Below are 25213 nucleotides of genomic sequence, written 5' to 3'. Positions count from 1 at the left end.
GATGCGGGCGTGGTTCCCGGAGCCCAGAGGTGTCGGACGATCTCAGGGCGAGCGACACGGCCAGCTCCATCACTGCTTGCAACGTGGAGAGCCATTCGACGAAGGTAAGGCGTTTCAGCCACCGATCAGCGCCGCCGCGTAGATCTGTGTCGAGGACACCGTCGCGATCAACTCAGCCGAAAGGGCCGGGGAGCAGCACAATGGAGCGGTGGATGCGGGGTTGTCTGTCGCGGTGGCCCAGCCACTCATTACTGCGGGCGCCGTGGCCGCGAACGTGGATGCCCACGCTGAGCTGATTGTCCAATCCCACGCCCGTCTGGTGGTCTTTCCAGAACTGTCCCTAACTGGCTACCAGCTCGATGCGTCGCCGATCGATATCGCCGGTGCCGTCATGGAATCGCTCACTGCAGCGTGCGCGGCAACGGGTTCCACCGCCTTGGTGGGCGCGCCGGTGGAGTCCTACGGACGCCGCTACATTGCGACCGTGCTGGTCGACGCCAACGGGCCTGTCGTCGTCTACCGCAAGACCCATCTGGGCGCCGACGAGGAGGCGTCGTTCTGGCCGGGACCGGGGCCGCAAGCGATCTGCCTCGACGGGTGGCGCATCGGTCTGGGGATATGTCGCGATACTGGGATCGACGAACATATAAGCAGGACAGCACAACTCGGTGTGGACCTCTATGCCTGTGGCGTCGCGCACCACGATTGGGAGCTCGCCGAACAGGAGCGCCGCGCACGAAACATCGCTGCGACCTGCCGTGCACCGGTGGCCATGGCCAGCTTCGCCGGCCCGACGGGGGGAGGCTTCGTGACCACCGCTGGCCATTCGGCGATCTGGTCAGCAACCTCAACACTCATCGCCCGGGCCGGCAGTGGGCCCTCTCAGATCGCCCGCGCCGTGCTCAGGCGCGGACCCTCGCCAGACGCCACTTCAGGACTCACGCTTGACACTTAGCACCATCGGAGGTCTGTAACGAACCGCGCTGATTGGGGAGGTTGAGCAGGTCGAGTCGTTGAAGACATGTGCAAGCCGGAGCGCCGGCCGGCTGTTCCTTGGTGTACGTGTAACCCACGGCGCTGTTGACGCTGCGTGCAGTCTCGTTGCCCACCGTCGCCAAGATTCGGGACAGTCAGTGCGAGACGAGAAACGAAACGACCCAGAGGCACCCCGGCTTGGGACAATGGACCAAGGAACTGGTCGCCGATGGGCTGACTCTTTTCTTTTGATGTGAGACAGGCAGTTGCGGCGTTACCGGGCGGGAGTCTCGGCGGAAATCGGTTGTTCGTGGTGGAGCGTTGTGTCACGCTGCCGCGGTGGAGATGCATCCCGATCAGCTGACGGTCTCGCCGCGCGCGGTCGGGGAACTCATTGCTGAACAGTTCCCGCAGTGGTCGGACCTCCCCATCCAGTCGATATCGGGTGCAGGCACGGTCAACGCCATATACCGGGTCGGCGAACAGGTTGTAGCCCGGTTCCCGCTGGAACCCAGCGATGACATCGAGGCGGTGCGCCATGAACTTCAGCTTGAGGCGGCCGCAGCAAAGGAACTGAGTGGGCGCACCCCTGTTGCGACTTCGGTCCCTCTCGGAATTGGCGAACCCGGCGCTGGGTATCCGCTGCCGTGGTCGGTCTTCACTTGGCTACCAGGTGATCCCGCTACTGCCGATAGCTACTCTCAATCCGATTTCTTCGCAACAGATCTGGGCGAATTCATTCTGGCAGTGCGCGCCATCGACACCCACGGCCGAACCTACGACGGCAACGGGATCGTGATGGTGTGGCCGACGAAGTGATCATGATCAACGGTTTGCCTGGTGCGGGAAAGACCACAGTCGGTGCGTCGTTGGCGAGTGAGATGTCAGCTCACTTTCTCTCGAAGGACGTTCTCAAAGAGGCTCTCGCCCAAGAAAACAAAGGGGCACCTTCGTCACGTCTCGGCGTCGTCGCATCGGAACTCATGTGGTCCCGAGCCGCCGCTCAGCGGGGGGTGGTCATAGTCGAATCGTGGTGGTACAGAACGCGTGACGCGCAGTTCGCGGCCGATGCGTTGTTGAGGTCTGGTGCCGATCGCGCTGTCGAGGTGTGGTGCACTGCCCCAGTCGAGGTCATCCGGGAACGCTATCGCGGTCGCTCGCGTAGCCCGCTGCATCGTGATCTGGAGCGGCTGGAGACCGACTGGGAAAACTGGGCGCGGAATGCCGAACCGCTGGGTCTCACGCCCGTCATCACGCTAAGCACCGTTACACCGGTTGACACCCCCGCACTCATCGCGGCTGTGCGCGCGATGCTTCCCACGTCATCAGTGTTTCGAAGCGGCGTCACGAAGAACGCTCAATGATGGTGGCAAGCCGCCGCGGTGGCCATGGGCTTGACGACGGAGAATTCGCGGCCGTCGCGTAGGCCGGGATCGTGCCCGTAAAGTGCTGCAGCCAGCGATTTCACACTCAGGTGCGATGTTGAATCCGAGACAGCCGCGGACGGCGTGCGTGTCTCTGCCTGTCATATTGCATCCAGCAGGAGGCGTACGGCGATGTCATCAACCGCAACCGCAACCGCGGCATTGGCCAAGACAACTACCGCTGCCGCGTTGCTCATGTCGAGAGCCAGCATGCTGGCGAAGCCTCCCGTCGCACCGTTGTGCCAGGTGATGTCTACGTCGGCGACTCGATCAGTGAACCAGGCGTAACCCACTCGACTCTCGTTGTCGGCGCGCCATCGGGGTGTGAGCGCTTCAAGGCCCGGCACTTCACGATCGAGCAGAGCTTGGGCGTAGCGAGCCATGTCGGCCGGTGTGGAGCGCACCCCACCGGCGGGGGCGTAGGCGCCCAACGTCCACGCCTGCTCACGCTTGCCGCGCGCGCTGCGCCCCGTGGGTGCTCCTGCGGGCAGATCACGGCTGGACAACGGGGTGGTTGAATGCTTCATCCCGAGGTGAGCGAACAGTTCGCGGTCCAGTAATTCGGGATACCTGATCCCCGCGTAGACGGCGAGCGCCTGGCCGAGCAGAGCAGCACCAAGGTTGGAATACGAAAAGTGTCCCTTACCAAGGATGGTGGCCGCCCGTGCTTGAGCGAGCAGCGTGGGAAGGTCGGCGGTGTACGGGTTGCGGTGCCGCAGCACGGCGGCATACGCCTTCACGTGATCGCTGGCTCGGGTAGCGACTCGCGGCAGGCCGGACCGGTGACTGGCAAGTTCTGCCAGTGAAACGCCCGCGGCGGGGCTGTCGCCAAGATCGAGCAGGCTCCCAAGAGTCGTGTCGGCTCGCAGCACGCCCGACTCAAGGGCTTGTGCAAAGACCAGCGAAGTCATGGTTTTTGTGATGGACCCGACTTCGTAGACCATGTCGGGTCCGGCGCCGAAATGTGCACTCCGGCACGCGCGGTCCCGGATGTGAACGACACTGACGCGGTCGCCGAGGCCAGCGGCCCGCACGACAGGTTCGATCCGCGCGATCAGATCTGTGTCACCGCTGGCAGGTCCAAGCCTGGGTAACCGTTGTGCTGCGCCGCTCATGTCAGATCCCCACACCCACGCCTATGCGGGACGTGATCGCCACTCGTACCCCCTGCATCAGCTCTCCCGCACTGTTCCACATGCCCTATAACTGTCCATGGCCCCCTGTGGCATCAGAGATCAGCGTGTCGGTTCCTGCGGTGAGTCCCTACGCGCCATCCTCGCCGATCGCAGTATGTGTTGGTCAAGTTGCGGCTGGGCCGATTGAGGAACCCGCCGGCGAAGAGCTCGTACTGGGGGTGCGACCCGGCGATGTCTCCTTCCACGTGATTCTTGCAGTCAAGGGCGTGGTGTTGCGGTCCTCGGCGTGTCACCGATCTACACCAGCCGACCTCGAATTCCAAAGGCTTAGGTCATGTCCACGAGGCCGCGAATTTGGCCCCGCGGGGCGGTGACATTGAGGACCCCAGCGTGCTGGGTCCGCGCAGTAGGGCCGACGGCCGGCCGCGTGTTGTTCTACTATTCGGACTTAGTGGTTCCGATTTTCTGTTCCGCTATTCGCGCAGCGTAGTAGTCATGGCGAAAGCGCGAGTTAACATAATCGGGTTCGGGGGGGCCTGTTGCGCGATACGTGGTCGGTCGAGTGCATTGAATGGCGATTGAAAGCTGCCAGTTCGCTGCGAAGTTGCTGTGACTGTTGTCTGCTGGGCATTGGCCAGGGATCAGTCGATGCCAGTGCTGCCTTCTGGTCATTTGGGGTGGCCGCGTAGTGGCGTCAAGTGGGCCCATCGCGCAAACTGCATTCACAGTTGGTAGGTCTGCTGAGATGGGCGCTCTGGCAATCCCGTTGGCCAAGTTGGTGGGTGACTTGCGGGCAGTGGACGCCTCGTCCTTGTCGGGAGTATCGCAGTCGACGCTCTCTCGGCTGTGGGACAACCCTCGCTGGATCGAGCGGGTCGAGGGTGGCACCTTGTCCAAGCTCATGGCAGTCTCGCCATCGATCGCGAGGTACGTCCAAAAGTGGGGTGAGAACCAACGATTGGACGCCGCGGTGCAGTCCACTCATGCGGCTGGAGCGAGTATTCGCGAAGCAGCGCTTGGCGCGCTTATCCGCTCGGCCCCGGTGTCCACCGTGATTACGCTCCTGTCGGGGGTCGCTGAGATGTTGCACGGGCGATCCGATAATGCCAGTCGGCTGTTCTCTGCCGGATGGGGTCAACGAACCAACGGGGTCGCAGACATGTTTTTTGCGAGTGGGCCAGCCGGGATCTTCGAGAACCACGATTCGGTACTCAAATCAGCTGATGAATTCGTATCCGATCCACCCGGCTTTGCCGACGTTGCCCAGATCGTGGGATACGGGATCGTGGAGCATAAGTTGATAAAAGCCGGTGTTTTGCAACCACGGCACGTTCAAGACACGTCGTGCGCGTTGACTTTTCTGACAAGAAGTACGGTAATAGCACGGTTGCTTGCAGAGGACGACTTATCTTTCGTCGAGTGGTATCAAGACCGCGTCGGCACGGAGCAGGGCCTTGCAGCGATGGAGCTATGGTCGCACGCAACGTATGCCGGTGACATGACGCTAGGTCGCCGACGCCTACCGAAAAACACCTCGCTGGCTTTGACGGCGGCGATGACGGCCTCTGACATGCGAACTCAAAACAATGCGTACGTGTACTACCTTGTGCGCATTGCCCTTCCGCTCCTGCTGGCGGCTGATCCGGGGATGACAGGACGCTGCCCGGCCGTCGTTTCAGCTCTGAAATCGGTAGCCGAAGAACGCAACGACGATCGTTTGCAAGCTGCAGCGCACACGCTCCATTGCCAGATTGATCCGCAGCGGTAAGGGGATGATCCGAAGTGCAGACCAGTCACGATGACGGCACAGCCAACGGTCCGATCCAGCGCAGCTACGAGCTCAATGCCGAGTACTGGATCAAAATTGTTCGGGAAGGTCGGGATCGCTACCAAACGAAGGTCACTGACCCTGCGCTCCTGGCTGCGATCGGCGACCCGTCAGGGCTTGAATTCCTCGACGCTGGCTGTGGGGAGGGGCTGTTTGCCCGGTTACTCCTTAAACGTGGCGCCAACCACGTGCGCGGCGTAGATATTTCCCCTGCGCTCATCGCCGCCGCCACAGCTCACCCGGCGGCGGACCCCAAGACCTCGACCTTCTGCCAGGGTGACGTCGATAATCTACCGTTGCCCGACGACTGCGTCGATGTCGTGTACGCCAACCGATTGCCGCACGCCCTCGCCGAACCCGGCAGGCGTTTCGCTGAATTCGCGCGGGTGCTACGTCCAGGTGGTCGGTTCTATTACCTCAGCCTGCATCCGTGCTTCTACGTGCCAAGAGCGCAGAGGGTTGCTGGACCGGATCAATGGGCAGGCGGTATTTCATCGCGGGAGTACTTCGCGGGCCGCACTATCGTGCAGAGGTTCAACGTTGACGGATTGGTGTCGCCCGAGCCGTCGGTGCAACGCTTCTACTCACTCGAAACGCATTGCCGCCTCGTGTTAGAAGCCGGGTTCGATATCACCGGCATTGCTGAACCTCGACCCGTTGCTAGCAGCGATGCTTCGGATGAATCTTGGCCTGAGTGGTTCCCGACGCCACTCTTCTTGCTGTTGAGTTGCAAGCGGCGGGACTAGCACGTCGAAGCGGGTACTGCAAGCCAACTTTCACCCAAAAAAGTGTGATTGCCGCCGACTCCCGCTGCGGAGACGATGATCGCGTGGCGTCCGCTTAGAGCGCCATGACATCGAAATTTCACGAGGGGAAATCTATGTATACGAAACGCATTCGTTACACCGCTGGCGCGTTGCTGGCGGCCACCGCAGCGATGGCGGTGTCTGCGGGCCCGCTGGCTCAGGCCGCTCCGGTCGTGGTCGCACCGGCGCCGGCGGTCGCCGATTCGGCTCTCAGCGCCAGTATCGACCCGTCGGTCATCGCCATGCAGCCGCAAAGCCTCGCCGACATGGCTCAGCACGCGTTGGATGCCGGCGTCGCGGGTGCAGCGGGTGCCTTGGCGGCGCGAGCCACTGGCTTCAGAACGAAGGCGGCCTCCTCAGGCAGTGTCGCCAGCAGCCCTTCGGGCACCGCTGACGTCAGGTTCGACGCGCCGACCAACTGATCGCATCTGGCCACAGGCGGTGGGTCGGGGCGCGCCAGGGGGAGTGTCGTGTCCCGACCCACCGCTCACGTCGACAATGAAAGGCGTTGCCGTGAGTAGCAGCATCGATTCAACGCGCCCCACGTCGCATCCGATCCACATCCGCATCCTGTTCTGTGTCGTCGTCGGAGCAGTGGGCGTATTTGGGTTGTGCACTCTGCTCTACAACTTTCCAGATTCCACCGTGAAGTCTCGGATCGATCCCGTTGTGAACACGGTGGTGCAGCCGTGGTTCGAACAAGACTGGCACCTGTTCGCACCCACGCCGTCGACGACCAATACCCATCTGATGGTCACCGCACGGATTCAGTTGAGCAATGGCTCGATTGGTGAGCCACCGGCATTCGATGTCCAGTACCCGATCGAAGATCTTGTGAAGTCGAGTCACGTGCTACCTACCAAATTGCCTGGTGTCACCCTTGCTGCGCAACAACGGATGGCCGATTACGCGATGGAGCTCGCGGCCATCTCGCACGCGCCCGCGGCAGAACAGCCCAGCCAGCACGCCGACCTCGACAGGCGCTACCAACCGATGCTCGATGCACTCGGGCGGTTCATGTCACGATGCGCACAGGACCGCTTTGGGTCGGCACACATACTGGCGGTGCGTGGAACCTTCACCAGCACCCCGATGACACCCTTCTCAGCACGCGACGCCGAAAATCCGCCCACGCTACCCACCAAGACAATCATCACCACCAGCTGGGACCCCTTCGTCCCCGACGTAGCGAAGTGAGTAGACCGTGACATTGAACAGCACCGCCGCCGCACGTCTGGACACCTGGATCACGAGAGCGACGGCCGGCTTCGACCGCCTCATCGGTATCGCGATACTGCGGCTCATTCTCGGAATCGCCGCTGTGCACTTCTACGTCTCAGACTACGGACACCGCGAATACCTATGGGGGCCAAACAGCTACAACTCCTTTGCCGATGCATCACAACAACTCCACGGCGGCCACTTCTCGCTCTACTTCGTCGATAGTTCGGACGCCTGGTTCAATCTTGTGTTCCATGCCGGGCTGTTGGTGGCCATACTGTTCACCATCTTCGGCGGCCGGTGGCTGACGTTGCTGCACGCGGTGTTCCTTTGGTCGATCTATCTACGCAACCAAGACATCCTGGAAGGCGGTGACAACCTCGCCCGGATTCTGTTGGTGTTCATGATCTTCACGGTGTCCAATGCCTACTTCGCGCCCGGTGCGAAGCAGCGCCGCGATGCGTTGATAGCCAACCCCGAGGGAAGTCTGGTAGCTCGGCTGCTGCACAACGTCGCCGCATTAGCGATGCTCATTCAGATCGCGGTATTGTACTTCGTAGCCGGTTACCTCAAAGCTACGGCCGAGATCTGGACCAACGGCACCGCCATGTACTACATCAGCCAAATCCACCAGTTCTCCATGTTCTCGTGGTACCCGCAGGCAATGAGCAACGTCTACCTCGGATGGGTGATCAACTACTTCACGATCGTCGCCGAAGTCGCTGTACCGTTTGTCATCTGGAGCAAGCGCGCCGCGGCCCGCAAGATCGTCACGGTATCGCTGGAGGGTATGCACCTCGGCATCATGGTTTGCATGGGCCTTGTCGCCTTCGGACTCATCATGATTGGAGCAGACTCGATGATCCTGACCGACCATGACTATCAATCCGTCGCAGCACGTGCGCGCAAAGCTGTCGGCGGTCTCAGAAGCAGGTTCACGAATACAACGGTCCGTTCCACCGTGCTGGCGGAGGACACAACGCCCATGACGGCGGACCCGGCGCCAACGCGGCCCGCTGACGAACGAGTCGGAGTCTGATGAGATCAGTGAGATGGCATCAGATGTGGGCAGCGATCTGGTGCGTGGTCGTGGTCTTCAGCGTGATCGACGGAGTGACCACCGGTAGTCGCGAATCGTGGACAGGCACTCTCTTCACACTGGTGTTCTTCACCGTCATGTCCTGGCGGTTCCTGTTGCCCTCGTTGTCGATCTCACCATCGCCACTGGCCGCGCTGACCGCGCTCGGCGCCGGCGCCGTCGCCTTGCACGGACTGTGGATAGACGAACCGCTCTTCGATGGGTTCACCAGCTTCCATTCCTGGACGAGCCTGGTGCTGGCGTTGGCCGCCAGCTGTGCGGCGATCGTGGCGCCCCACACCGGCGCACATGCTCCGATGACGGGCGAGCTGATCTTTCCTCTGCGCGATGGTCGATGGCGAGTGGTCGCAGGACAAGGACGCATCCTCAACCACCACTGGGTCGCACCAGAGCAACGCGAAGCGCTAGATCTCGTGCGCGTCCACTGGACTGGACGATCACGGCGCGGCCTCCTGGGCAGCACCGATCAGGACTTCTATGCATTGGGCACTGAGCTCGTCGCCCCGTGCGCGGGAACGGTCATCCACGCCGAAGACGGTCGCCCCGACGGTGTTGCCGACGAATACCAGGCCGTGGGTAACCACGTCGTCATCGATAACGGCCACGAACACATCGTGTTGGCCCATCTGCGCTTAGGTACCGTTTCCGTGGTGACAGGGGATTCTGTCCAACCCGGCGACCGTCTCGGCGAAGTCGGCAATTCCGGAAACTCCACCGAACCTCATCTGCACATCCACGTCGAGCACAACGGACAGCCGCGTCGGATCCGCTTCATCGATGTGAGTGGCCGCTTCGGCAAAGGGCGAGTTGTCTCTACAGCTGCTTCGGCGAGGGTATGAGCGTCGACAGCTGCCTGGTTGGACGAGCATGACTGCTCTGCAGTCTGCGTTACGCCATCCAAGACCAATGCAGCGCCAGGTGCGCTCAGCGTTCACATCCGATGCGGCCCCGTCACGGTCTAGCTTGGACTGGCAGTCGGGCGAGTCCGACGGAATGTTGCAGAGGTCAGAGTCGCTCACCAAGGAGTATCTGGAAGGACGCCGCGAGGCTTTGGCCATGGAGTCTGTCACCGCGAAAGACATTGCCGCAGACGATTTCAGGGCTGTCGACGAGTGTGTTACGGCGCTATCGGTAATCGGGACGGTTCATCCTTCTCACGGGAATGTCATGTGAATGTCTGCCACTCACGCCGCGTAGACGACGTCGGAGCCGTCGAGTGGATCCATCGACGAGGATTCACCCGTGATGGAGACGAGGTCCTCCATGCGGGCGAGCCATGTCCCACAAGTTGCCGCGGGGCGTGCGATCCGCGACGCGTTGGCGGGCGTCGCGGGGATCCCACGCCATCGACGCCGGCGTCACAGAGGGATCGACGTGGTGCTTGCGATGATGGCCATGGCGTCCCCCGCTTCGTTGCGTCCCGTCCGAGTGTCGGGGCTCGAACGTACGCACGAAATGTGGTTGTGGTCATCACAAAAGCCGAATAGGCATCTGCGCGCGCCCTCATACTCATTCGAGAAACAGGAGATTCTCATTCAGAATCCGGAGAAAGTGACTGGTGATCGAGCAGGATGGCACCCGGTACCCCACGCGGCGGTGACCATTTCGTGCCGGATTCTCACTTGAGACCTCGCAGTGTTTACACCCGAGTGCTGTCGGCGCAGACGACGTTCAGTTAGGTTGCGACGGGTGATGTCAGAGGAGCCCTGCACAACAGTTCGCCCGTGTCGAGATTACGGCCGGGGTCGACTGTCCTTCGCCAGGTCCTTGGCCAGTCTCGAGCTTCTTTGAGCCATGTGGTGTCCTTGGCATTCATACCGCTGTACTGGGCGACCAGCGATGTAACGCCGAATCGGCGATCTAGCCGATAGCGTGAGCGCCGGCCCGCACACCCACCGACGACTGCCGCGCCACGGAGTCGCAATGGCCGCGTGGGGTTGGCCTTGCCCGTAGCCGATTGAGGTGCGGTTCAAGGGCAAGATCAGATTGATGTGGCCGACAGAGAAAGGCAAAAGCGCGTGAGGTTCGATGAATACCGTTCATACGACGCGACTGGACTGGCCAAACTGGTCGCCGACAAAGAGGTATCGGCGGCCGAATTGCTGGAGCTGGCCCAGGACCGCGCCGCCGCGGTGAATCCGAGAATCAACGCAATCGTGCGCGAGGTGCCCGCGTCGCCATCGGATCATTTGCGGGGCCCGTTCGCCGGAGTTCCCTTTCTCATCAAGGACATTGGGCAGGACTACGCAGGATTGCCAACCTCGCAGGGCTCCCGCTCGCTGAAGTCAACACCGGTCAGTGAGCACTCGACCATCGTCCAGCGCTGGATCGATGCCGGCCTGGTCATATTCGGCAAGACCAACCTGCCCGAGTTCGGCGCCAAGGGAATCTGTGAACCAGAGGCGTGGGGACCCGCCCGCAACCCTTGGGATCTGCAACGCACGCCAGGTGGGTCCTCGGGCGGCTCGGCAGCGGCGGTCGCCGCAGGAATCGTGCCGTGTGCCGGTGCCAATGACGGTGGCGGCTCGATCCGCATCCCAGCGGCATGCTGCGGCCTGGTCGGCCTTAAACCGGGGCGCGGACTCACCCCATTCGGACCGGGGTCCAGCGAATACATGCACGGCGCTGCTGTGCAGGGAGTGGTTTCACGCACCGTGCGGGATACCGCAGCGATGTTCGACGTCATCACCGGCGGTGAACCGTTCGGCCCATATGTGCCCGCGATGCCGACATCGTCACTGGCGTCATGCGTGGGTCAGGATCCCGGTACGTTGAAGATCGGCGTACGGGTCCCCTCCGCGATCAACCCGACGCCGCACCCAGAAGCGTTTGCGGCGGTGGAAGCGACCATCCGCGTGCTCAACGACCTGGGCCACATCGTCGAGGAGCTGCCAGCCGCACCGTTCGACGATGCCGCCCTCGCCTGAGACTTCCTCCTCACCTGGTTCGTCTACGTGGCCTGGGAGGTTCAGGAAGCCAAGCGGCGCAGTGGAGCACCAGACGAAGCCTTCGAGCGTGACACCCTCGTCATGGCGGCACTGGGCCGCGCAACCACCAGCGTCGACTACGTGTCCGCAGTCGAGCGCCGCCATGAACACACACGCCGCCTCAGCAGCTTCTTCGACTCCTACGACCTCCTGCTCACCCCGACCTTGGCAACACCGCCGCCGAGAATCGGGGAGTTCGACATGCCTGCTGCTGTGCAGCGCGCCGCCGACCTTCTCATCAAGACCCGGACCGCCGGGCTACTGCGATACACCAACATCGTCGACGACATGGTGGCCAAGAACCTCAGCTGGGTTCCGTACACCCAACTCGCGAATCTGACGGGCAGACCGGCTATTTCGGTACCCATGCACATGACCGCAGACGGCCTTCCGCTCGGCGTCCAGTTCGTGTCTCCTCTAGCAGGCGAGTCATTGCTGGTTCGGCTCGCTGCCCAACTGGAGCAGGCAGCCCCATGGTCGGAACGGACCGCGACCAGCTGAACCGCAGTGTTGGCAGTCAAAGTCAGACCATAGGAGTGGAAGCGCTCCACGAGACAGGCTGCGGGAGCGGCCGCCACGAGACGGTCCGCGCACGCCGCGGTCACCAGAACTCGCATGTGCAACACAGCGGGAGAACCCCGCAGAACTGCGCTGCTCTAGTGCAGATATCACGAATGGGATTGTAGAGCAACGATATTCGCTATATGACGGTGAATCGACGCGCTACCTCGGGCTTTCACTCTGCTGGGGCGGCTACTGTCGCAGTCGGCTCGAGACCGCGCGTTGGTACAACCGCAAGGGTGTGGGCCTTCGATCTCGTCGAGCGAGGCGAGCGCGCCGCTCGTCAGGTCGTCGGTGCAGACAGCCGATCCTAGATTCGACGCACCGAGGTGCCGCGTAGATGAAGTCGGCGCTGCCGGCCAGCACACGAAACTCTCAATTGCGGTGGGCGGCGACCCACCGTCATCGATGGTCGACGCCACTAGGCGGCCGAGATCCTTTGACGGACCTCAAAGTCCATCCCCACGGCCTCGGCCACGTAGATATCTTGCGACATTTGGTTGCCGCGCATGGTGACCTCGCCTCGCGGGCTGAAATAGGTCAGGTTTTCTGCCGCGGCGCTGAGCTCGGGAATGCCGAGCGATCCAGCGCGTGTGGCCAGTGTGATCAGTAAGGTCAGTGCCTCATAACATGATTCACCGATGCTGTTCAGCGCCGGTGCGGCCGGTCCGAAGTGGGCGTAGTAGCGCTCGGCGAAGTTCATGCTCGCGGTGGTGTTGAGAGCTTCGAAGTAGCCTGCGGAAGCGAACAGGCCGTCGTTGCTCTCGGAACCGCTGGCCATCAGCATGTTCTCTTCTACGTGCGGGCTGAGTCGGGGAACCGCGGCGGCCATGCCTGCGGCTGCGAACTGCCGGTTGAACTCAACCCCGTCGCCGCCGACCAACAGAAGCAGCACCCCTGACGCGGCGGTGGTCTCGACGTGCCGGATGGCTCTGCTGAAGTCGGAGGTGCCCAAGGGCAGGTATAGCTCGCCGACCAATGGGCGCCCGCGGGCCCGGGCGTGTGTGCGCGCTGCCGTGCCCGTCTCGCGCGGCCAGACGTAATCGTTCCCGATGACGACCCAGCGGTCGACGCCGAACTCCGTGTTCATCCAGTCCATCGCGGGCAGGAGTTGACGCGAGGGGGTCTCGCCGGTGAGGAACAGTCCGGGGGTGCGCTCGCCGCCCTCGTAGAGCGGGCCGTATACGTAGGGCACCCTGTTGGCGGTGACTCTCGCGACAGCTTGCCGCACCGGCGAGATGTGCCACCCGGTGACGGCGTCGATGGCATCCAGTTCGAGCAGCGCGGCGATCTCAGCTGCCACGGCCGCTGGTGCCCTGCTGCCGTCCACGGGGATCAGTCGGATGCGGTGTCCGAGCAGTCCCGCGCGGGCGTTCACATCGGCGATCGCCAGTTCTGCGCACGCCGCGCACGACGGCCCGTAGATACCAGCGGACCCACTATCCGGAATCACAAGCGCGATGTCGAGAGTTTCTCGCGGTGGGCCGATGGTCGATTTGCCGTACACGTCCATCTCCGTCCACTCGTGCGTGAACCGATCGTGAATGCCCCCGATTACCGTGGCATTTCTAGGGTGTTCGCGGCGTGAAAAGTCGCGATCAGCCCCCGGTTAGCGACCGGGAACCAGCAGGTCTGGCACCCGTGCCAGCGTGCGTAGAAGTTGAACGGCCGTGGTCTCGCCAAACTCCTCGACCAAGACTGCCTTCATTGACGCCTCCTGGCGTACCAGCTTGCGTACCTTCGTCTTCCCCTTCTGTGACAGGTACACCAACACGCGGCGGCGGTCCATTGCATCGACGCGGCGCACGACGAACCCACCGTCGACCAACTTGTCCACGATGCGCGTCAATGTCGGCGGGGCAACCGACATTCCGGCGGCGATGTCGCTCATGGTGAAGCCATCACCGCCGCGTAGCACTCCGAGTACCCGCCAGCCCTCGACGCTGCTCACCTCGGCGTCGAGCAAGCCGGTTGAGAACACCTCGGTCCACCAGCGTCCAACTCGGAACAGAACTTCGGAGACGCTGTCCATGCTCGTGGTGCTGGGCACGGCCCCTCCTCCTGATACGGTTGTCGTCTCCGAATTATGTTTTCGGCCAGCATATCCGGCGTTGGTACGGGATGCAGCATTCACGCGGGTTGTCCGGAGTCGAACATGCGGACGCCCCACCACTTGGCGATCACGGACGCTCCCCACTCCGACGCGATCCCGAACGCCGCACCCACCAACGAAGTGACGGCCGCGATGAGCGCCGGGTTGGACACCCCAGCGGTGAGGATGCCGTTGCCGGTGGCGGCGATCGTGCCTACCGTCATGGCGAAGCCGAAGACGATCGCCGGGGTGGCAGACAGCCACGGAAGGCGGGAGACTTGAACCATTGTCAGACTGCCGATTCCGACCGCAACCGCCAACAGGATGGCACTCGACGTGGCGCTGACCGCCAGCAACGTGCCCGTGGCGATGAGGATGCCCGCCCAGTTGCACGCGACGGACTTCACCAGGCCGGATGAACCCGATCCGACGAAGAAGAACGACGCCCACGCCAGGAACAGCACCCAGACTGGAAGCAACCAGACGGTCGCCGTCAGCCAGGTGGACAGGGCGCCCAAGATTCCGACGCTGACGGAAAGCGCTGTGGCCTTGCTCATGGCGGTGCTCCTAATGGTGATGCGGGTGGTCGTGGTCGTCGTGCGCGAGCAACGCTGCCTCGGTCACGGTCCGCTCGTCGAGCGCCGTCGCGTCGAAGAACTGCTTGGTGGCCGCCAGTCGGCAGAATGCCTCACCGAACTGTCGGTAGTACACCGCCGGATCGCAGACATCGGTCAGTCCCGACTCGTCGATCACCGCGATCAGATGTTCCTTGAACTCGTCCCACTCGAAGGCGCCCGCCGAGCAGAGGTGTACGACGAGACCGAACAGTCGGCCCTGCCATGGCGCGTCGAAGACCAGTTCGCCATTGGACCTTGGGAGGGCAGAGGCGCCGTCCCAGTCGTCGAAGCCGGTGAGGTCGACCGTGGCGGTGGTCATCTAGGCCCCCGTCCCGACCAGTGCGGTGCCGACCATGGAGTCGCGGCTGATCAGCGACATCAGGTCCTCGACAGTCATGCCGTCGGTGCCCGCGGGGCGTTGGGGGATCACCAGGTACCGGATCTCGGCGCTGCTGTCCCACACGTCGATCTTGACGTCGGCGGGCAGTTCGACGCCGAATTCGGCCAGGACGCTGCGGGGTTCCTTGACCACCCGGGCGCGGTACTGGGGGTATTTGAACCACGCCGGCGGAATGCCGAGCAGGGTCCAGGGGTAGCAGGAACACAGCGTGCAGACCACGACGTTGTGTCGCTCGGCGGTGTTCTCTACGGCCACCATGTGTTCGGTCTGCAGTCCGGTGAACCCCATGTCGGCGATGGCGGCGGTGGCGTCGCGCAGCAGCCATTCCTTGTATTGCGGGTCGGTCCACGCCCTGGCCACGACCTTGGCTCCGTTGACGGGCCCCATGTCGTTTTCGAACGAGGCGACGACCGCGTCGACCGCTTCGTGTTCGGCCAAGCCTTTCTCGACCATCAGTGACTCCAACGCGTTCACCCGCGCTTCGACGTCGGTTAGCGAAAGCCAGTCCATCGTCAGATCTCCTTGTCTCGGTGAGTGTTTGTGTTAGGTGGTGGGTTCGAGGTAGTCCTCGAACAGGTCGGCGTACAGGTCGAACTCCTCAAGGGCGTCGTCGCCCCACAACTCGGTCGAGGTGAACCGGACCATGTAGAGCTGGTGCGGCACGTCGGTCTGCTGATGCGCGCTGGCCGCCGGGTCGTGGAAGGCGCCGTACTGCTTGGCGATCACGCCGGTGGCACGGTTGAGGTACCCGGGAAGTCGGTTGTGGTTGGTGTCGTGGATGTTTCGCACCCGAACGGTCGCTCCGACGTCGTAGACCGGCGGAGCCTCGGCGGGCAGGTCGTGCGGGGTGCCTTTCCACAGCACGTCGACCATCTTCTCGGCGAACGGGGAGAGGGTCGCCGGCTTTTCGGGGTGTGGCGTCATGCTCGGAGCTCCGAGTTCGGCCATCCGCGTGTCGATCTCGTCGTGGGTGATGTACCCCTTGTCGTTGAGCAGCTTCTCCACCGAGAACAGCCAGTGGGCGTAGTAGGTGGAGTCGGTGTAGTCGCTCCACCGCATCAGCTCGATGCCATGGCGCTGCTCGTCGAGGTTGAATGCGCCCTTGGCGATGGCCATCGCGGTGACCGCGTGCATCCGCCCTTCGAACGGGTAGCGCCAGTCCGGGATGCCGGGCTGGAGGAACTCGGTGGCGATGGGGCCGAGACCGTCGCGGCCCCCGACGTCGTGTGGACCGTGCATGCCGGTCATCTCCGATCTTTAGTTCAGCGAGAGAATACTTCCACCACGGAACTAACCGCATCCCGCGGTCGTGCGCAAACTCTACGGCCCGGTGGTAACGCAAGATTTACAGAAGTTGTTGGCCGTTGTTAAGAACACATTTCGAGGCTGCTGACGTGGCCGATTTCGGGTTGACGCGGATCCAGCGCTGACTCAGACTCGCTGCTGAGCACAATAGTTGTTCAATGAAACTAATATCTCAGGAGGAAACCCAACGATGACTGCTTCCCACGAGTCGGTAGTACGCTGGAGCGGCGCCGTCGAGACCCCGGACAGCACGGTGGTCGGCACGGCGCTATGGCTGACCGGAACGACCGTGCTCGCCTTGATCGCCTACTACTTCCTCGGCTATGACCAGGGCGCGGTGTCGGTGTTCGGTGCCGACACCCATGTCCACGAATTCGTCCACGACGCCCGCCATCTGCTGGGCTTCCCCTGCCACTGACCGGGATTCGACATGGAGAAGAAGTACATCGGAATAGGCGTGGTGTCGGGTCTGGTCGCCGGACTCGCGTCGTTCGCCTACGCCCGCCTTGAAATCTCGCCGCTGATCGACCAGGCCATCGACTACGAGGAGGGCCGCTCCCATGCCGAGGCGGCCCTGACCGGTGAACACGGCCACGAGCACGAGGTCTTCACCAGGGCGCTGCAGGAGAACGTCGGCGCGGGCGTGGGCACCCTGGTGTTCGGCCTGGTGATGGGCGCGTTGTTCGCGGTGGCCTTCAGCGTCGTGATGGCAGTGCTGCACCGGCGCGGGATGCGGGTCGACGCCCGGGCCGCTGCGGCACTGCTCGCCGTCGCAGCGTTCGTGTCCACCACGGTGATCCCGTCGTTGGCCTACCCGCCGAACCCGCCCGGAGTCGGCGTCGAGGACACCATCGGCGACCGGACCACCGCATACCTGGTGGTGGTCGTCGTCTCGGTGGTGCTGGCGGCGACAGCCGCGGCCGTCGCGCTGCGGTTGGCTCCCCGGCTCGGTGGGTGGCAGTCCGGAATCGCCGCGACGGCAGGGTACTTGGCGGCGACGGCGACGGTGACGGCACTGATGCCGTCGTTCCACGAGGTGCCCGCACCGATGGCGGGACCCGACGGCGAGATCGTGTTCCCCGGGTTCCCGGCAGAGGTGTTGAGCGACTTCAGGATCGACTCTCTACTGACACAGGCGATCCTGTGGTTCGTCATTGCCGCCGGCTTCGTGTCCATACTGACCCGCAGTGCACGCGCAGGTTCGGCTCAACCGTTCGTAGGAGCAATGCATGGCCATCGTTGAATTCACGCCGACGCCCGAGCAGTACGTCTGGACGTTCGGGGGAGCCGACCCGGTGATGGAGGTGGCGCCGGGGACGGTGCTCAAGCTGTGGACCGAGGACGCCTTCGCCGGACGCGTCACCTCCAGCACCGACAAGCCCAGCGAGGTGCTCAACCCAAAGGAGCTCAACCCCCAGACCGGTCCGTTCTACGTCACGGGTGCCGAGCCGGGCGACACCCTGGCCCTGCACATTGTGGCGTTGGAACCGGCGCGTGACTGGGCGGCGTCCACCACCATCCCGCTGTTCGGTGCGCTGACCGGGACCGACCGGACCGCCGGCTTGCAAGCACCGCTGCCCGAGCTGACGTGGATCTACCAGATCGACAGGGCCGCCCGCCAAGCCACGTTCGTCGCCCACGAATCCGACTTCACCATGACGATGCCGCTGGCGCCCATGCTGGGAACCGTGGGCGTCGCACCGGCGCTACGTGAGGTTCGCACCACGCTGGTGCCGGACTACTTCGGCGGCAACATGGACACCCCCGAATTGCGGGCCGGTACCACGGTCTACCTCGGCGTCAACGTCGACGGCGCGTTGTTCTCCGTCGGCGACGGCCACTACCGGCAGGGAGAAGGCGAGACGTGCGGTACCGCGCTCGAGGGTGCGATGAACGTGACGATCGTCGTCGACCTGATCAAGGGCGGCGCGCCGGCGTGGCCCCGCCTTGAGCACGACGACGCCCTGCTGACCGTCGGCTCCGCGCGTCCACTCGAAGATGCCTGGCGCTGTTCGCAAGTCGAGATGGTGCGGTGGTTGACCGAGCTGTACGGCCTCGGCCCGATGGACGCCTACCAAGTGTGTAGCCAGCTGTGCCAGTCTCCGTTGGCCAACGTCGTCGATGTCAACTACAGCGCAGTGACCAAGATCGCCAAGTCGCTACTTCCCCAATCCGACCCGTACGAGGGAACACACAACAGGCTACGGACCGCCGGGCAGGCGCTGGGATGAGCGATGCGACACCACTGACGAAGTCGAATTGCAGGTAGCCATCTCGAGGCGTCGTTGCACCCCAGGGTGTGACAACGAGTTGGGGTGGGAGGTCAACGTGGGGGGCCAAGAATGATCTGGCCGAATTCCCTGGCCCCTTCCGCCATCTTCGCGGGCGTGATCTCGAAGTCTTCCGGTCGCGCCGTCGCCCTATCGCGTCCGGAGTGCCGGAACATGCCCTCGATTCCTGCTGGAGTGTTGATCATCAGCAAGTCCGCCGTCTTCGACGTAATGCGGTATGCGTGCGGAATGTTCTTGGGCAAGAACACGATTCCGCCTTCCGATAGCTCCATCTCCTGGTCGTCCACCCACACCAATGCCGTTCCCTTGATCAACATGAACACTTCGTCCTCGCGGGTGTGCTTGTGGTATGGCGGCGCTTCACCTTCGCTGACGTCAAAGCGTCCGACCATCAGTTGTCCGTCAGTTGCCTTGCCGTCAAGCAAGATCGCCAGTGTGCCGCCGTCGAGCCACTCCAGTTTCTGCTGCTGCTCGGGTTGAGCCAGGTATGCCATGCTCATATCGGGTCACCTTTCGTGCGAGGTGCAGCAGCTGCGTCGTTGCGGGTGCGGCGACGCTCAACGCGGACGAAATATTCCGCTTAAGGGAAGAGTAGGTCGCTTACCGGTGTTCGGCAAGGCGAACTCCGCAGCCGACGACCCACCGGCGCCAGGGCGCGGATCCGGAGTTGACGTGCCGACGATGCGCGTCTGCTGGCCGATTCGGGCGCTGTGTGACACTCGACAGATGACCGTCGAACCGTCACCGCAGCAGCGTCGCCGCGCGGTGCGGCGCGACGCGCTCGTCAACCGGGAGAAGATCCTGCGTGCCGCGGCCGACGCGATGGCCCAGCACGGCCTCAACGTTCCGCTCGCCGACATCGCCAAGGCCGCAGGCGTCGGTGTAGGCACCTTCTATCGCGGGTTTCCAGACCGTACCGCGCTGCTGCACGCCCTGGAGTACCGCTCCTACGACATGCTCATCGACATCCTCGATCGGATTGAGGAATCCGGGCAGACCGGAGCCGACGCGATCGAGACCTACCTCCTCGAAAGCCTGGACCTCGGCCACCAACTCGTACTCCCGCTGCGCGGAGCGCCACCGCTGACCTCGCAGGACGCCGTCGCCGCCCGTCGTCGCATCAACGACTCCCTCGAACGATTTCTCGCCGACGGTCGCACCGCCGGCACTGTACACACCGACGTCAACGCCACAGACGTCATCATCTGCGCAGCCATGACCGGACAGCCCCTACCCCACGGCCCCGCGTGGCCCGCCATCGGCCGCCGCCACCTCAGCTTGTTCGTCCGCGGCATGCGCTCACCCGACGAGAAGCCGCTCCCGGGGCCACCCGTCACCCGCGACGACCTCGAGACCCAGTTCTCCGCCAACGCAGACTGAGGGCAGTGCCGCCGCGCATTCTGACGACCCCCGGCGGGTCTGGGAAGGCGCAAACAGGAACTTTCCAGAATGCCTTATGTCAGAAGGTGTTACGTCTGCATGAACGGCGAGCAGGCGACAGGAGACCGCTTCGCGTCGCGACCCGTGGGTTGAAACTGCCGGGTGCATCGGGTGGTGCGTCGTCAGCTGCGGTCAATCGGCCGGACCCGCCTCCTCAGACTGGGTGAGCCTGCTCGGCGCGGCCTGCCGCCAGGAGTCGAGCAGAATGTCGCACAACTCCCCGCAATCATCGAGCGCGTCTAACCGGACCCGCACCCACGCGGAGGCCGCCTCGTGCGGCGCTACCCAGAACTTGTCGGGTTCGGCGGCGACCAGCTCCTCCCGGTCAAATCTGGGGCAGCGCACCGCAAACGACGTCTGGTCATCGGGCAGGGTGACAAACATCTTGCCTGCCACGTCGAATGTCGGGTGGCCCCAACGCTCTTTCTCCGTCGTCTCGGGGAAGGACAGTGCGATGCGGCGCACGTCGTCGTCATCAGGCACAGGGCGCATGAGCTTCATTATTCGGTGAACTGCGGACCGAGGTGACCATTCCCGGAGTGGCGCGGCATGCCGGACTGGCGGACAGTCGACGAATCGAAGCTCCGGTGGGCGGCGCCAAGCTACCGCGACAGCTGTGCACCCAGGAAGTCCGCCAGGTCCGTTTGCAGCATGCGCGAGTCGTCAAGCACGCCATCCATCCACCAGAAGCCGTGAATCATCCCCGGATAGCACTTTGCGTGGACGTCGACCCCGGCATCACGAAGGTGTTCGGCGTACGCCTGCGCCTCATCGCGCAGCACGTCATGGCCTGCGGTCGCCACGAAGGTGGCCGGCAATCCAGCGAAATCGCCGGCGCGCAACGGAGAAACGCGTGGATCGGCGCCCGCGTCGTGGTCGGCGTAGTGGTTCCAGAACCAGGCCATGTCGACGGCGTCGAGGCCGAATCCATGCGCGAAGTTGGTATAGGAAGGTGTCGTCATCCGCCGATCCAACGCCGGGTAGAGCAGCCCCTGGGCAGCCACCCGCACGTCGGTTCCGGCCAGCGCGGCGGTGGTGGCAGCGGCCAGGTTGCCGCCCGCACTGTCGCCGACAATGGCCAACCGGCCGGGTTCCACACCAAGCTCACCGGCGTGGGCGTGCACCCAGCGGACGGCGGCGATGCAATCCTGCAGCGGCACTGGGAAGCGATGTTCAGGTGCCTTCTGGTAGTTGACGGCGAGCACGACGTACCCGGTGTCCCGGGCCAGCACCCGAGCGGGCTCATCCACCAGATCCAGGTTGCCGATGACCCATCCGCTGCCGTGCAGCACCACGATGACGGGCCGCGGTTCGGATGCGGATGTCGGTCGGTAGATGCGGATGGGAAGGTCCGCCGTGGGCCCGGGGATGAAGCGGTGTTCCACCGCAGCCATCATCGGCGCCGGACGCTGGAGACCCAGGTAGGCCAGCGCCGCGACGCGCGCTTCGGGTACCGACAGTGTGGCGATACCCGGTGCGCTCGCCGAGGCGGCCAGGTGGGCGCGCGCTTGCGGGTGCAAGCCAGCTGCGTCGTTCACTCGGGCTCCCCATGATTGTTCGTGAACACCAGCACGGTGCCGATCAGCGCCATCGCTGCGCCCACCCACACCGGCGAACGCCAGCCCAATCCCAGCGCGATGGTCGCGGCCCCGATCGCCGAGGCGATCGCGTTGCCCAGATTGAATGCCGCGATGTTGGCCGCTGACGCCATGGTGGGGGCGTCCTGGGCGTAGCGCATGACGCGCAGTTGCAGGGCCGGCGTCGCAGCGAACCCGACGAGGCCCATGAACACCAGCAGCAGTGCGACGGGTATCCGCCATGCTGCGAGCAGCCCGTACGCGATGAGCACGACTGGCAGCAACACGGAAAGCACGCGCAGGGTCCAGGTGAGGTTGCGGTCAGCGGCCCAGCCGCCGATGAAGTTGCCCGCGAACAGTCCGATTCCGAAGAGGACCAGCAGCCAGGGCACCGCGCCGTCGCTGTACCCGGTCACCCGTGTCACTAGCGGTTGGACGTAGATGAATGCACCGAAGACGCCACCGAACACCATCATCGTCAACAGGATCGACACCATGACCTGGCGGCGGAACAGGACGGCGAATTGGTTGCCGCCCAACGGCGGCGGCGCGAGCCGAGGCACCAGGGCAGCTACGCCGACGATGGCGAGCACACCCAGGGCGCTGATGATCCAGAACGCGCTGCGCCACCCCAGGTGCTGACCGATGAAGGTGCCGAACGGCACGCCGAGCACGTTGGACAGGGTCAGACCACCGAACATGATCGCGATGGCCGACGCCTTGCGATCGGGTGTCACCAGGTCCCCGGCGACCACGGCTCCGATGCCGAAGAATCCGCCGTGGCACAGTGCGGTGATGATCCGGCCGAGCATCGCGACACCGAAACCCGGTGCCAGCGCAGTCAATGCGTTGCCGGCGACGAACAGGGCCAGCAGCACCAGCAGCGCCCCTTTCGGTGGGCGACGCGACAAAACGGCGGTCACGGTGAACGCACCCACCACCACTGCCAGGGCGTAGCCCCAGATGAGTGCGCCGGCGGCAGGCACCGTGACCCGCAGTGCGTCGGCCACGTCGGTGAGCAACCCGGCGATGACGAATTCGGTCAGCCCGATGCCGAACCCGCCGAGGGCCAGCGCCAGCAGGCCGGGATGCAGTCGTCGTGCCGTTGCGGCGGAACTGTTTTTGGGCAGGGTGGAACTATCCATGGACGATCTCCTTGGAGTCGGTGGTGAGTGCTGCGGAGCAGAAGTCGCAGCGCGCTATGCGGTGATGGTGGTGCTGGCGAGCAGGCGCAGCGCGGCCTCGCTGCTGGATCCGGGTTCCGCGTGATGCAGCAGCAACCGGTGGCCGTCGTCCTCGGGGAGGTGAAGGATCTGGAAATGCAGATCGAGCCGACCGACCACAGGATGGTGGTAGCGCTTGACACCGTTGGTGCACAGCGCGACGGGCTGCGCGGCCCACAACTGGGCGAAGTCCTCGCTGGCCAAACTCAAGTTGCCGACCAGCCCAGCGAGGTCGGCCTCAGCCGCGAAGACGGCGCTCACATAGCGCAGCGAGGCGACCGCCAAGGTGGCTTCGGCCTCCCATTCGCGATGGAGGCTGCGGGCGTGCGCATCGGTGAACATCATTGCGACCTTGTTGGGCGGCTCGGTGTCGTACGGCGCCGACGGCTTGAGGTGTGGTGCAAGGAGCGCATGCCCCAGCCGATTCCAGGCGATGATGTCCTGTAACGGAGACAACGCGACGGCGGCGATGTCGGGCATCGCATCCAGCAGCGTGACGATGTCGGGGCGCAGCTGAGTCTGCCCCTGCCGCACCCGGTTATCCGTCGCCGAGGCCAGCCGTTGCAAGTGAGCCCGCTCGACCTCATCGAGTCCGAGCGTGCGGGCCAGCGCATCCAATACCTGAGTTGACGGATTCGTCGCCAGTCCCTGCTCCAGCCGCGTGTAATACGTCACGGACACCCCGGCTGCCTCGGCCAACTCTTCGCGGCGCAACCCGGGCACTCGGCGACGTCCCAACCCGACCAGCCCCGGCAGGGCCGAGGTGTCGGCCGCTGCACGCCGGCTGCGCAGAAAACTCGCCAGCTGCTGGCCATCAGAACCGCGTGTGCTTGTCACGCCTCCATCGTGCGTGATCGGAGGGCGACGCGCCTGTCCCTGTCAGTGACAGGCAGGAGTCCGGCTGTCCCGCCGGCAGCCGCCACGGCGATGCACTGAACACGACAAGTCCCGATGAGTTGCTCACCACCGAGGCCCACGTACTCCAAGGGCATCTCCCAGGCGAGCTGCGGCCGCCGAGATGACTCAAGACACCACGAACGTGGCAAACAGTAGTAAGCCTTACGGCATATCTTGTCGGGTCGCCTGCGCAGTGGGCGAGCGACGGGCAGTGGCAATACGAGGGAACCCATGGATCAGGGCCCAGGTGACGAGCCATTTGAAGATGCCGTCGGCCCGGTTGCGCCGGTGAGGACAGTCACGCGCAGATATTTGCCCACGCGTAGGGACTGGTCACCGGACGAGTGGGTCGTTGAACGCAATCAATTGCTACTGTGGAAAACTCAGGTGTGACCACTGCGATCTCTGACTACGCCGATCATTTGCCAGCGGTTACGGTGTCGTCGTTCAGGTTGGTGGCAGGAAAGTGTTGTTGGATCCGTTCGGGGTTCAGTCGAGTGGCGTGAACCTGACGTGGCCGAGCTGCCACCGACAACGAGAGGCCCTGACATTTGCGTACCGTGATCCTGGTTCCCTACCGATCAGATGGCGGTCGCCGGGACCGGCTGTGGGAGTTCACCCGCAGTTGGTTGCAGCAACACCACCGGGACTATCCCATCTATGTCGGCACATCGCCGGACGGACCGTTCAACCGCAGTGCGGCCATCAATGACGCCGCACGTGCGGCTGGTGGTTGGGACGTGGCAGTCATCTGTGACTCCGACACCGTGGTGCCGCCGATCCAGTTCGAAAAGGCGATCTGTGATGCACACGAGACAGGTCGGTTGGCCTCGGCCCTGACCAAGGTGGTCGAACTGTCACGTAAATCCACCGACCGACTGCTTGCCGACAAAGAGACCGAAATCCGTACCCTTGGCCGAGTGCGCACCCGCAGAAAAGAGGACCTGACCCAGTCTTCGATTCTTGCTGTGCCACGGACGCTTTGGGATGCCATTGGCGGCTTCGATGAGGAGTTCTGCGGCTGGGGATGCGAGGACAACGCATTCTGGATCGCCGCCACCCTACTGGGCGCGGCGCGCGACGGTGGGAACGCCCGCGGTGAACCGTTGCGGGTCCACGGCGCCGCGTATCACCTGTGGCACGAAAAGGCATCGAAGATCAAGTTGTTCGACCCGGTCTTCCGCACCAACTTCAGGCGCCTCCAGGACTACAAAAAGGCCAAGACTCCCCAAGCGCTGGCTCGGCTCTGCGACCGATGACGACTTGCTCCGTGGCGGTCAATCCGTTTATGCCGCCGACGCCTTCTCGTTAGGATGCGCTGACGAATACCGCTC

The 25213-nt window shown here is 63.7% G+C and carries 26 protein-coding genes and 1 pseudogene; 15 read left to right on the top strand and 12 right to left on the bottom strand.

Going from position 1 to position 25213, the window contains the following annotated elements; translation table 11 throughout:
- The first annotated feature begins 208 nt into the window (after positions 1-208).
- From ACXPWS_RS29010 to ACXPWS_RS29000, 3 genes are all read left to right on the top strand, one after another.
- Positions 209-955 carry a carbon-nitrogen hydrolase family protein gene (locus ACXPWS_RS29010; protein ID WP_458709959.1) on the top strand — a complete coding sequence of 249 codons (747 nt, stop codon included), beginning with the start codon at positions 209-211 and terminating at the stop codon, positions 953-955.
- A 365-nt stretch (positions 956-1320) separates the two neighbouring features.
- Positions 1321-1794: a phosphotransferase gene (locus ACXPWS_RS29005; protein ID WP_458713735.1), complete on the top strand. Its 474-nt coding sequence runs from the start codon at positions 1321-1323 to the stop codon at positions 1792-1794.
- Positions 1779-2339, top strand: coding sequence for an AAA family ATPase (locus ACXPWS_RS29000; protein ID WP_458709958.1), 561 nt, complete (start codon positions 1779-1781; stop codon positions 2337-2339). Before ACXPWS_RS29005 ends, ACXPWS_RS29000 begins: the two co-directional genes overlap by 16 nt.
- A 161-nt stretch (positions 2340-2500) precedes the next feature.
- Here the strand turns inward: ACXPWS_RS29000 and ACXPWS_RS28995 are convergent, their stop codons facing one another.
- A complete protein-coding gene (locus tag ACXPWS_RS28995; protein ID WP_458709957.1) occupies positions 2501-3514 on the bottom strand; it encodes a serine hydrolase domain-containing protein in 1014 nt (337 codons plus the stop codon).
- A gap of 766 nt (positions 3515-4280) precedes the next feature.
- On the opposite strand from ACXPWS_RS28995, the gene ACXPWS_RS28990 reads away from it, so the two are divergent.
- From ACXPWS_RS28990 to ACXPWS_RS28960, 7 genes and pseudogenes are all read left to right on the top strand, one after another.
- Positions 4281-5303, top strand: a complete 1023-nt coding sequence (locus ACXPWS_RS28990; RefSeq protein WP_458709956.1) for a hypothetical protein — start codon at positions 4281-4283, stop codon at positions 5301-5303.
- A 14-nt stretch (positions 5304-5317) separates the two neighbouring features.
- On the top strand, positions 5318-6109 hold the full coding sequence (locus tag ACXPWS_RS28985) for a class I SAM-dependent methyltransferase (protein ID WP_458709955.1): 792 nt from the start codon (positions 5318-5320) through the stop codon (positions 6107-6109).
- Positions 6110-6243: 134 nt separating this feature from the next.
- On the top strand, positions 6244-6591 hold the full coding sequence (locus ACXPWS_RS28980) for a hypothetical protein (protein WP_458709954.1): 348 nt from the start codon (positions 6244-6246) through the stop codon (positions 6589-6591).
- Positions 6592-6682: 91 nt separating this feature from the next.
- The gene (locus ACXPWS_RS28975; RefSeq protein WP_458709953.1) at positions 6683-7366 is read left to right on the top strand and encodes a DUF5819 family protein; all 684 of its coding nucleotides are present in this window, start codon (positions 6683-6685) and stop codon (positions 7364-7366) included.
- Positions 7367-7373: 7 nt separating this feature from the next.
- Positions 7374-8429, top strand: a complete 1056-nt coding sequence (locus tag ACXPWS_RS28970; RefSeq protein WP_458709952.1) for a hypothetical protein — start codon at positions 7374-7376, stop codon at positions 8427-8429.
- A gap of 23 nt (positions 8430-8452) precedes the next feature.
- Positions 8453-9328 (top strand): M23 family metallopeptidase, encoded by an 876-nt coding sequence (locus tag ACXPWS_RS28965; protein WP_458709951.1) that lies wholly within the window; start codon positions 8453-8455, stop codon positions 9326-9328.
- 1179 nt (positions 9329-10507) lie between these two features.
- A pseudogene (locus tag ACXPWS_RS28960) lies at positions 10508-11977 on the top strand (amidase).
- 481 nt (positions 11978-12458) lie between these two features.
- Here the strand turns inward: ACXPWS_RS28960 and ACXPWS_RS28955 are convergent.
- The 6 genes from ACXPWS_RS28955 to nthB form a co-directional block, all read right to left on the bottom strand.
- On the bottom strand, positions 12459-13544 hold the full coding sequence (locus tag ACXPWS_RS28955) for a substrate-binding domain-containing protein (RefSeq protein ID WP_458709950.1): 1086 nt from the start codon (positions 13542-13544) through the stop codon (positions 12459-12461).
- 102 nt (positions 13545-13646) lie between these two features.
- Positions 13647-14087 carry a MarR family winged helix-turn-helix transcriptional regulator gene (locus ACXPWS_RS28950; RefSeq protein ID WP_458709949.1) on the bottom strand — a complete coding sequence of 147 codons (441 nt, stop codon included), beginning with the start codon at positions 14085-14087 and terminating at the stop codon, positions 13647-13649.
- Positions 14088-14167: 80 nt separating this feature from the next.
- Positions 14168-14686 carry a DUF1097 domain-containing protein gene (locus ACXPWS_RS28945; protein WP_458709948.1) on the bottom strand — a complete coding sequence of 173 codons (519 nt, stop codon included), beginning with the start codon at positions 14684-14686 and terminating at the stop codon, positions 14168-14170.
- Positions 14687-14696: 10 nt separating this feature from the next.
- Complete coding sequence (locus ACXPWS_RS28940) at positions 14697-15065, bottom strand: nitrile hydratase accessory protein (RefSeq protein WP_458709947.1); 369 nt, start codon at positions 15063-15065, stop codon at positions 14697-14699.
- On the bottom strand, positions 15066-15656 hold the full coding sequence (gene nthA / locus ACXPWS_RS28935) for a nitrile hydratase subunit alpha (RefSeq protein ID WP_458709946.1): 591 nt from the start codon (positions 15654-15656) through the stop codon (positions 15066-15068).
- 33 nt (positions 15657-15689) lie between these two features.
- A complete protein-coding gene (nthB, locus tag ACXPWS_RS28930; protein WP_458709945.1) occupies positions 15690-16394 on the bottom strand; it encodes a nitrile hydratase subunit beta in 705 nt (234 codons plus the stop codon).
- 247 nt (positions 16395-16641) lie between these two features.
- On the opposite strand from nthB, the gene ACXPWS_RS28925 reads away from it, so the two are divergent.
- From ACXPWS_RS28925 to ACXPWS_RS28915, 3 genes are read left to right on the top strand one after another with little or no spacing between them, the layout of a single operon-like run.
- Positions 16642-16869 (top strand): CbtB domain-containing protein, encoded by a 228-nt coding sequence (locus ACXPWS_RS28925; protein WP_458709944.1) that lies wholly within the window; start codon positions 16642-16644, stop codon positions 16867-16869.
- Between the two features lie 12 nt (positions 16870-16881).
- Positions 16882-17694 (top strand): CbtA family protein, encoded by an 813-nt coding sequence (locus ACXPWS_RS28920; protein WP_458709943.1) that lies wholly within the window; start codon positions 16882-16884, stop codon positions 17692-17694.
- Positions 17681-18682, top strand: a complete 1002-nt coding sequence (locus ACXPWS_RS28915; protein ID WP_458709942.1) for an acetamidase/formamidase family protein — start codon at positions 17681-17683, stop codon at positions 18680-18682. The genes ACXPWS_RS28920 and ACXPWS_RS28915 overlap by 14 nt, the downstream gene beginning before the upstream one ends.
- Before the next feature lie 92 nt (positions 18683-18774).
- Here ACXPWS_RS28915 and ACXPWS_RS28910 read toward each other — a convergent pair whose 3' ends face one another.
- Positions 18775-19242: a cupin domain-containing protein gene (locus tag ACXPWS_RS28910; RefSeq protein WP_458709941.1), complete on the bottom strand. Its 468-nt coding sequence runs from the start codon at positions 19240-19242 to the stop codon at positions 18775-18777.
- Between the two features lie 226 nt (positions 19243-19468).
- Here ACXPWS_RS28910 and ACXPWS_RS28905 point away from each other — a divergent pair, with 226 nt between their 5' ends.
- Entirely contained in the window at positions 19469-20122 is a 654-nt protein-coding gene (locus ACXPWS_RS28905) for a TetR/AcrR family transcriptional regulator (protein WP_458709940.1), read from the top strand.
- Positions 20123-20314: 192 nt separating this feature from the next.
- On the opposite strand, the gene ACXPWS_RS28900 is transcribed toward ACXPWS_RS28905, so the two are convergent.
- From ACXPWS_RS28900 to ACXPWS_RS28885, 4 genes are all read right to left on the bottom strand, one after another.
- Complete coding sequence (locus tag ACXPWS_RS28900; RefSeq protein ID WP_458709939.1) at positions 20315-20674, bottom strand: MmcQ/YjbR family DNA-binding protein; 360 nt, start codon at positions 20672-20674, stop codon at positions 20315-20317.
- A 110-nt stretch (positions 20675-20784) separates the two neighbouring features.
- Positions 20785-21720 (bottom strand): alpha/beta hydrolase, encoded by a 936-nt coding sequence (locus ACXPWS_RS28895; protein ID WP_458709938.1) that lies wholly within the window; start codon positions 21718-21720, stop codon positions 20785-20787.
- On the bottom strand, positions 21717-22904 hold the full coding sequence (locus tag ACXPWS_RS28890) for an MFS transporter (protein ID WP_458709937.1): 1188 nt from the start codon (positions 22902-22904) through the stop codon (positions 21717-21719). Before ACXPWS_RS28890 ends, ACXPWS_RS28895 begins: the two co-directional genes overlap by 4 nt.
- Positions 22905-22958: 54 nt before the next feature.
- Positions 22959-23819: a helix-turn-helix transcriptional regulator gene (locus ACXPWS_RS28885; protein ID WP_458709936.1), complete on the bottom strand. Its 861-nt coding sequence runs from the start codon at positions 23817-23819 to the stop codon at positions 22959-22961.
- A 689-nt stretch (positions 23820-24508) separates the two neighbouring features.
- Here ACXPWS_RS28885 and ACXPWS_RS28880 point away from each other — a divergent pair.
- Positions 24509-25138, top strand: coding sequence for a galactosyltransferase-related protein (locus tag ACXPWS_RS28880; protein ID WP_458709935.1), 630 nt, complete (start codon positions 24509-24511; stop codon positions 25136-25138).
- Positions 25139-25213: the final 75 nt, after the last annotated feature.

Source organism: Mycobacterium sp. BMJ-28 (assembly GCF_054404835.1).
The sequence above is the reverse complement of the archived record's forward strand: the minus strand, read 5'-3'. Positions and strand labels throughout refer to the sequence as shown.

Bases quoted from the DNA above. Each gene is read 5' to 3' on its own strand.
- ACXPWS_RS28940 (WP_458709947.1), bottom strand. From the start codon at position 15,065: ATGACCACCGCCACGGTCGACCTCACCGGCTTCGACGACTGGGACGGC.
- ACXPWS_RS28920 (WP_458709943.1), top strand. From the start codon at position 16,882: ATGGAGAAGAAGTACATCGGAATAGGCGTGGTGTCGGGTCTGGTCGCC.
- ACXPWS_RS28925 (WP_458709944.1), top strand. From the start codon at position 16,642: ATGACTGCTTCCCACGAGTCGGTAGTACGCTGGAGCGGCGCCGTCGAG.
- ACXPWS_RS28980 (WP_458709954.1), top strand. From the start codon at position 6,244: ATGTATACGAAACGCATTCGTTACACCGCTGGCGCGTTGCTGGCGGCC.
- ACXPWS_RS29005 (WP_458713735.1), top strand. From the start codon at position 1,321: ATGCATCCCGATCAGCTGACGGTCTCGCCGCGCGCGGTCGGGGAACTC.
- ACXPWS_RS28945 (WP_458709948.1), bottom strand. From the start codon at position 14,686: ATGAGCAAGGCCACAGCGCTTTCCGTCAGCGTCGGAATCTTGGGCGCC.
- ACXPWS_RS28900 (WP_458709939.1), bottom strand. From the start codon at position 20,674: ATGCGCCCTGTGCCTGATGACGACGACGTGCGCCGCATCGCACTGTCC.
- ACXPWS_RS28905 (WP_458709940.1), top strand. From the start codon at position 19,469: ATGACCGTCGAACCGTCACCGCAGCAGCGTCGCCGCGCGGTGCGGCGC.
- ACXPWS_RS28915 (WP_458709942.1), top strand. From the start codon at position 17,681: ATGGCCATCGTTGAATTCACGCCGACGCCCGAGCAGTACGTCTGGACG.
- ACXPWS_RS28910 (WP_458709941.1), bottom strand. From the start codon at position 19,242: ATGAGCATGGCATACCTGGCTCAACCCGAGCAGCAGCAGAAACTGGAG.
- nthA (WP_458709946.1), bottom strand. From the start codon at position 15,656: ATGGACTGGCTTTCGCTAACCGACGTCGAAGCGCGGGTGAACGCGTTG.
- nthB (WP_458709945.1), bottom strand. From the start codon at position 16,394: ATGACCGGCATGCACGGTCCACACGACGTCGGGGGCCGCGACGGTCTC.
- ACXPWS_RS28965 (WP_458709951.1), top strand. From the start codon at position 8,453: ATGTGGGCAGCGATCTGGTGCGTGGTCGTGGTCTTCAGCGTGATCGAC.
- ACXPWS_RS28995 (WP_458709957.1), bottom strand. From the start codon at position 3,514: ATGAGCGGCGCAGCACAACGGTTACCCAGGCTTGGACCTGCCAGCGGT.
- ACXPWS_RS28990 (WP_458709956.1), top strand. From the start codon at position 4,281: ATGGGCGCTCTGGCAATCCCGTTGGCCAAGTTGGTGGGTGACTTGCGG.
- ACXPWS_RS28890 (WP_458709937.1), bottom strand. From the start codon at position 22,904: ATGGATAGTTCCACCCTGCCCAAAAACAGTTCCGCCGCAACGGCACGA.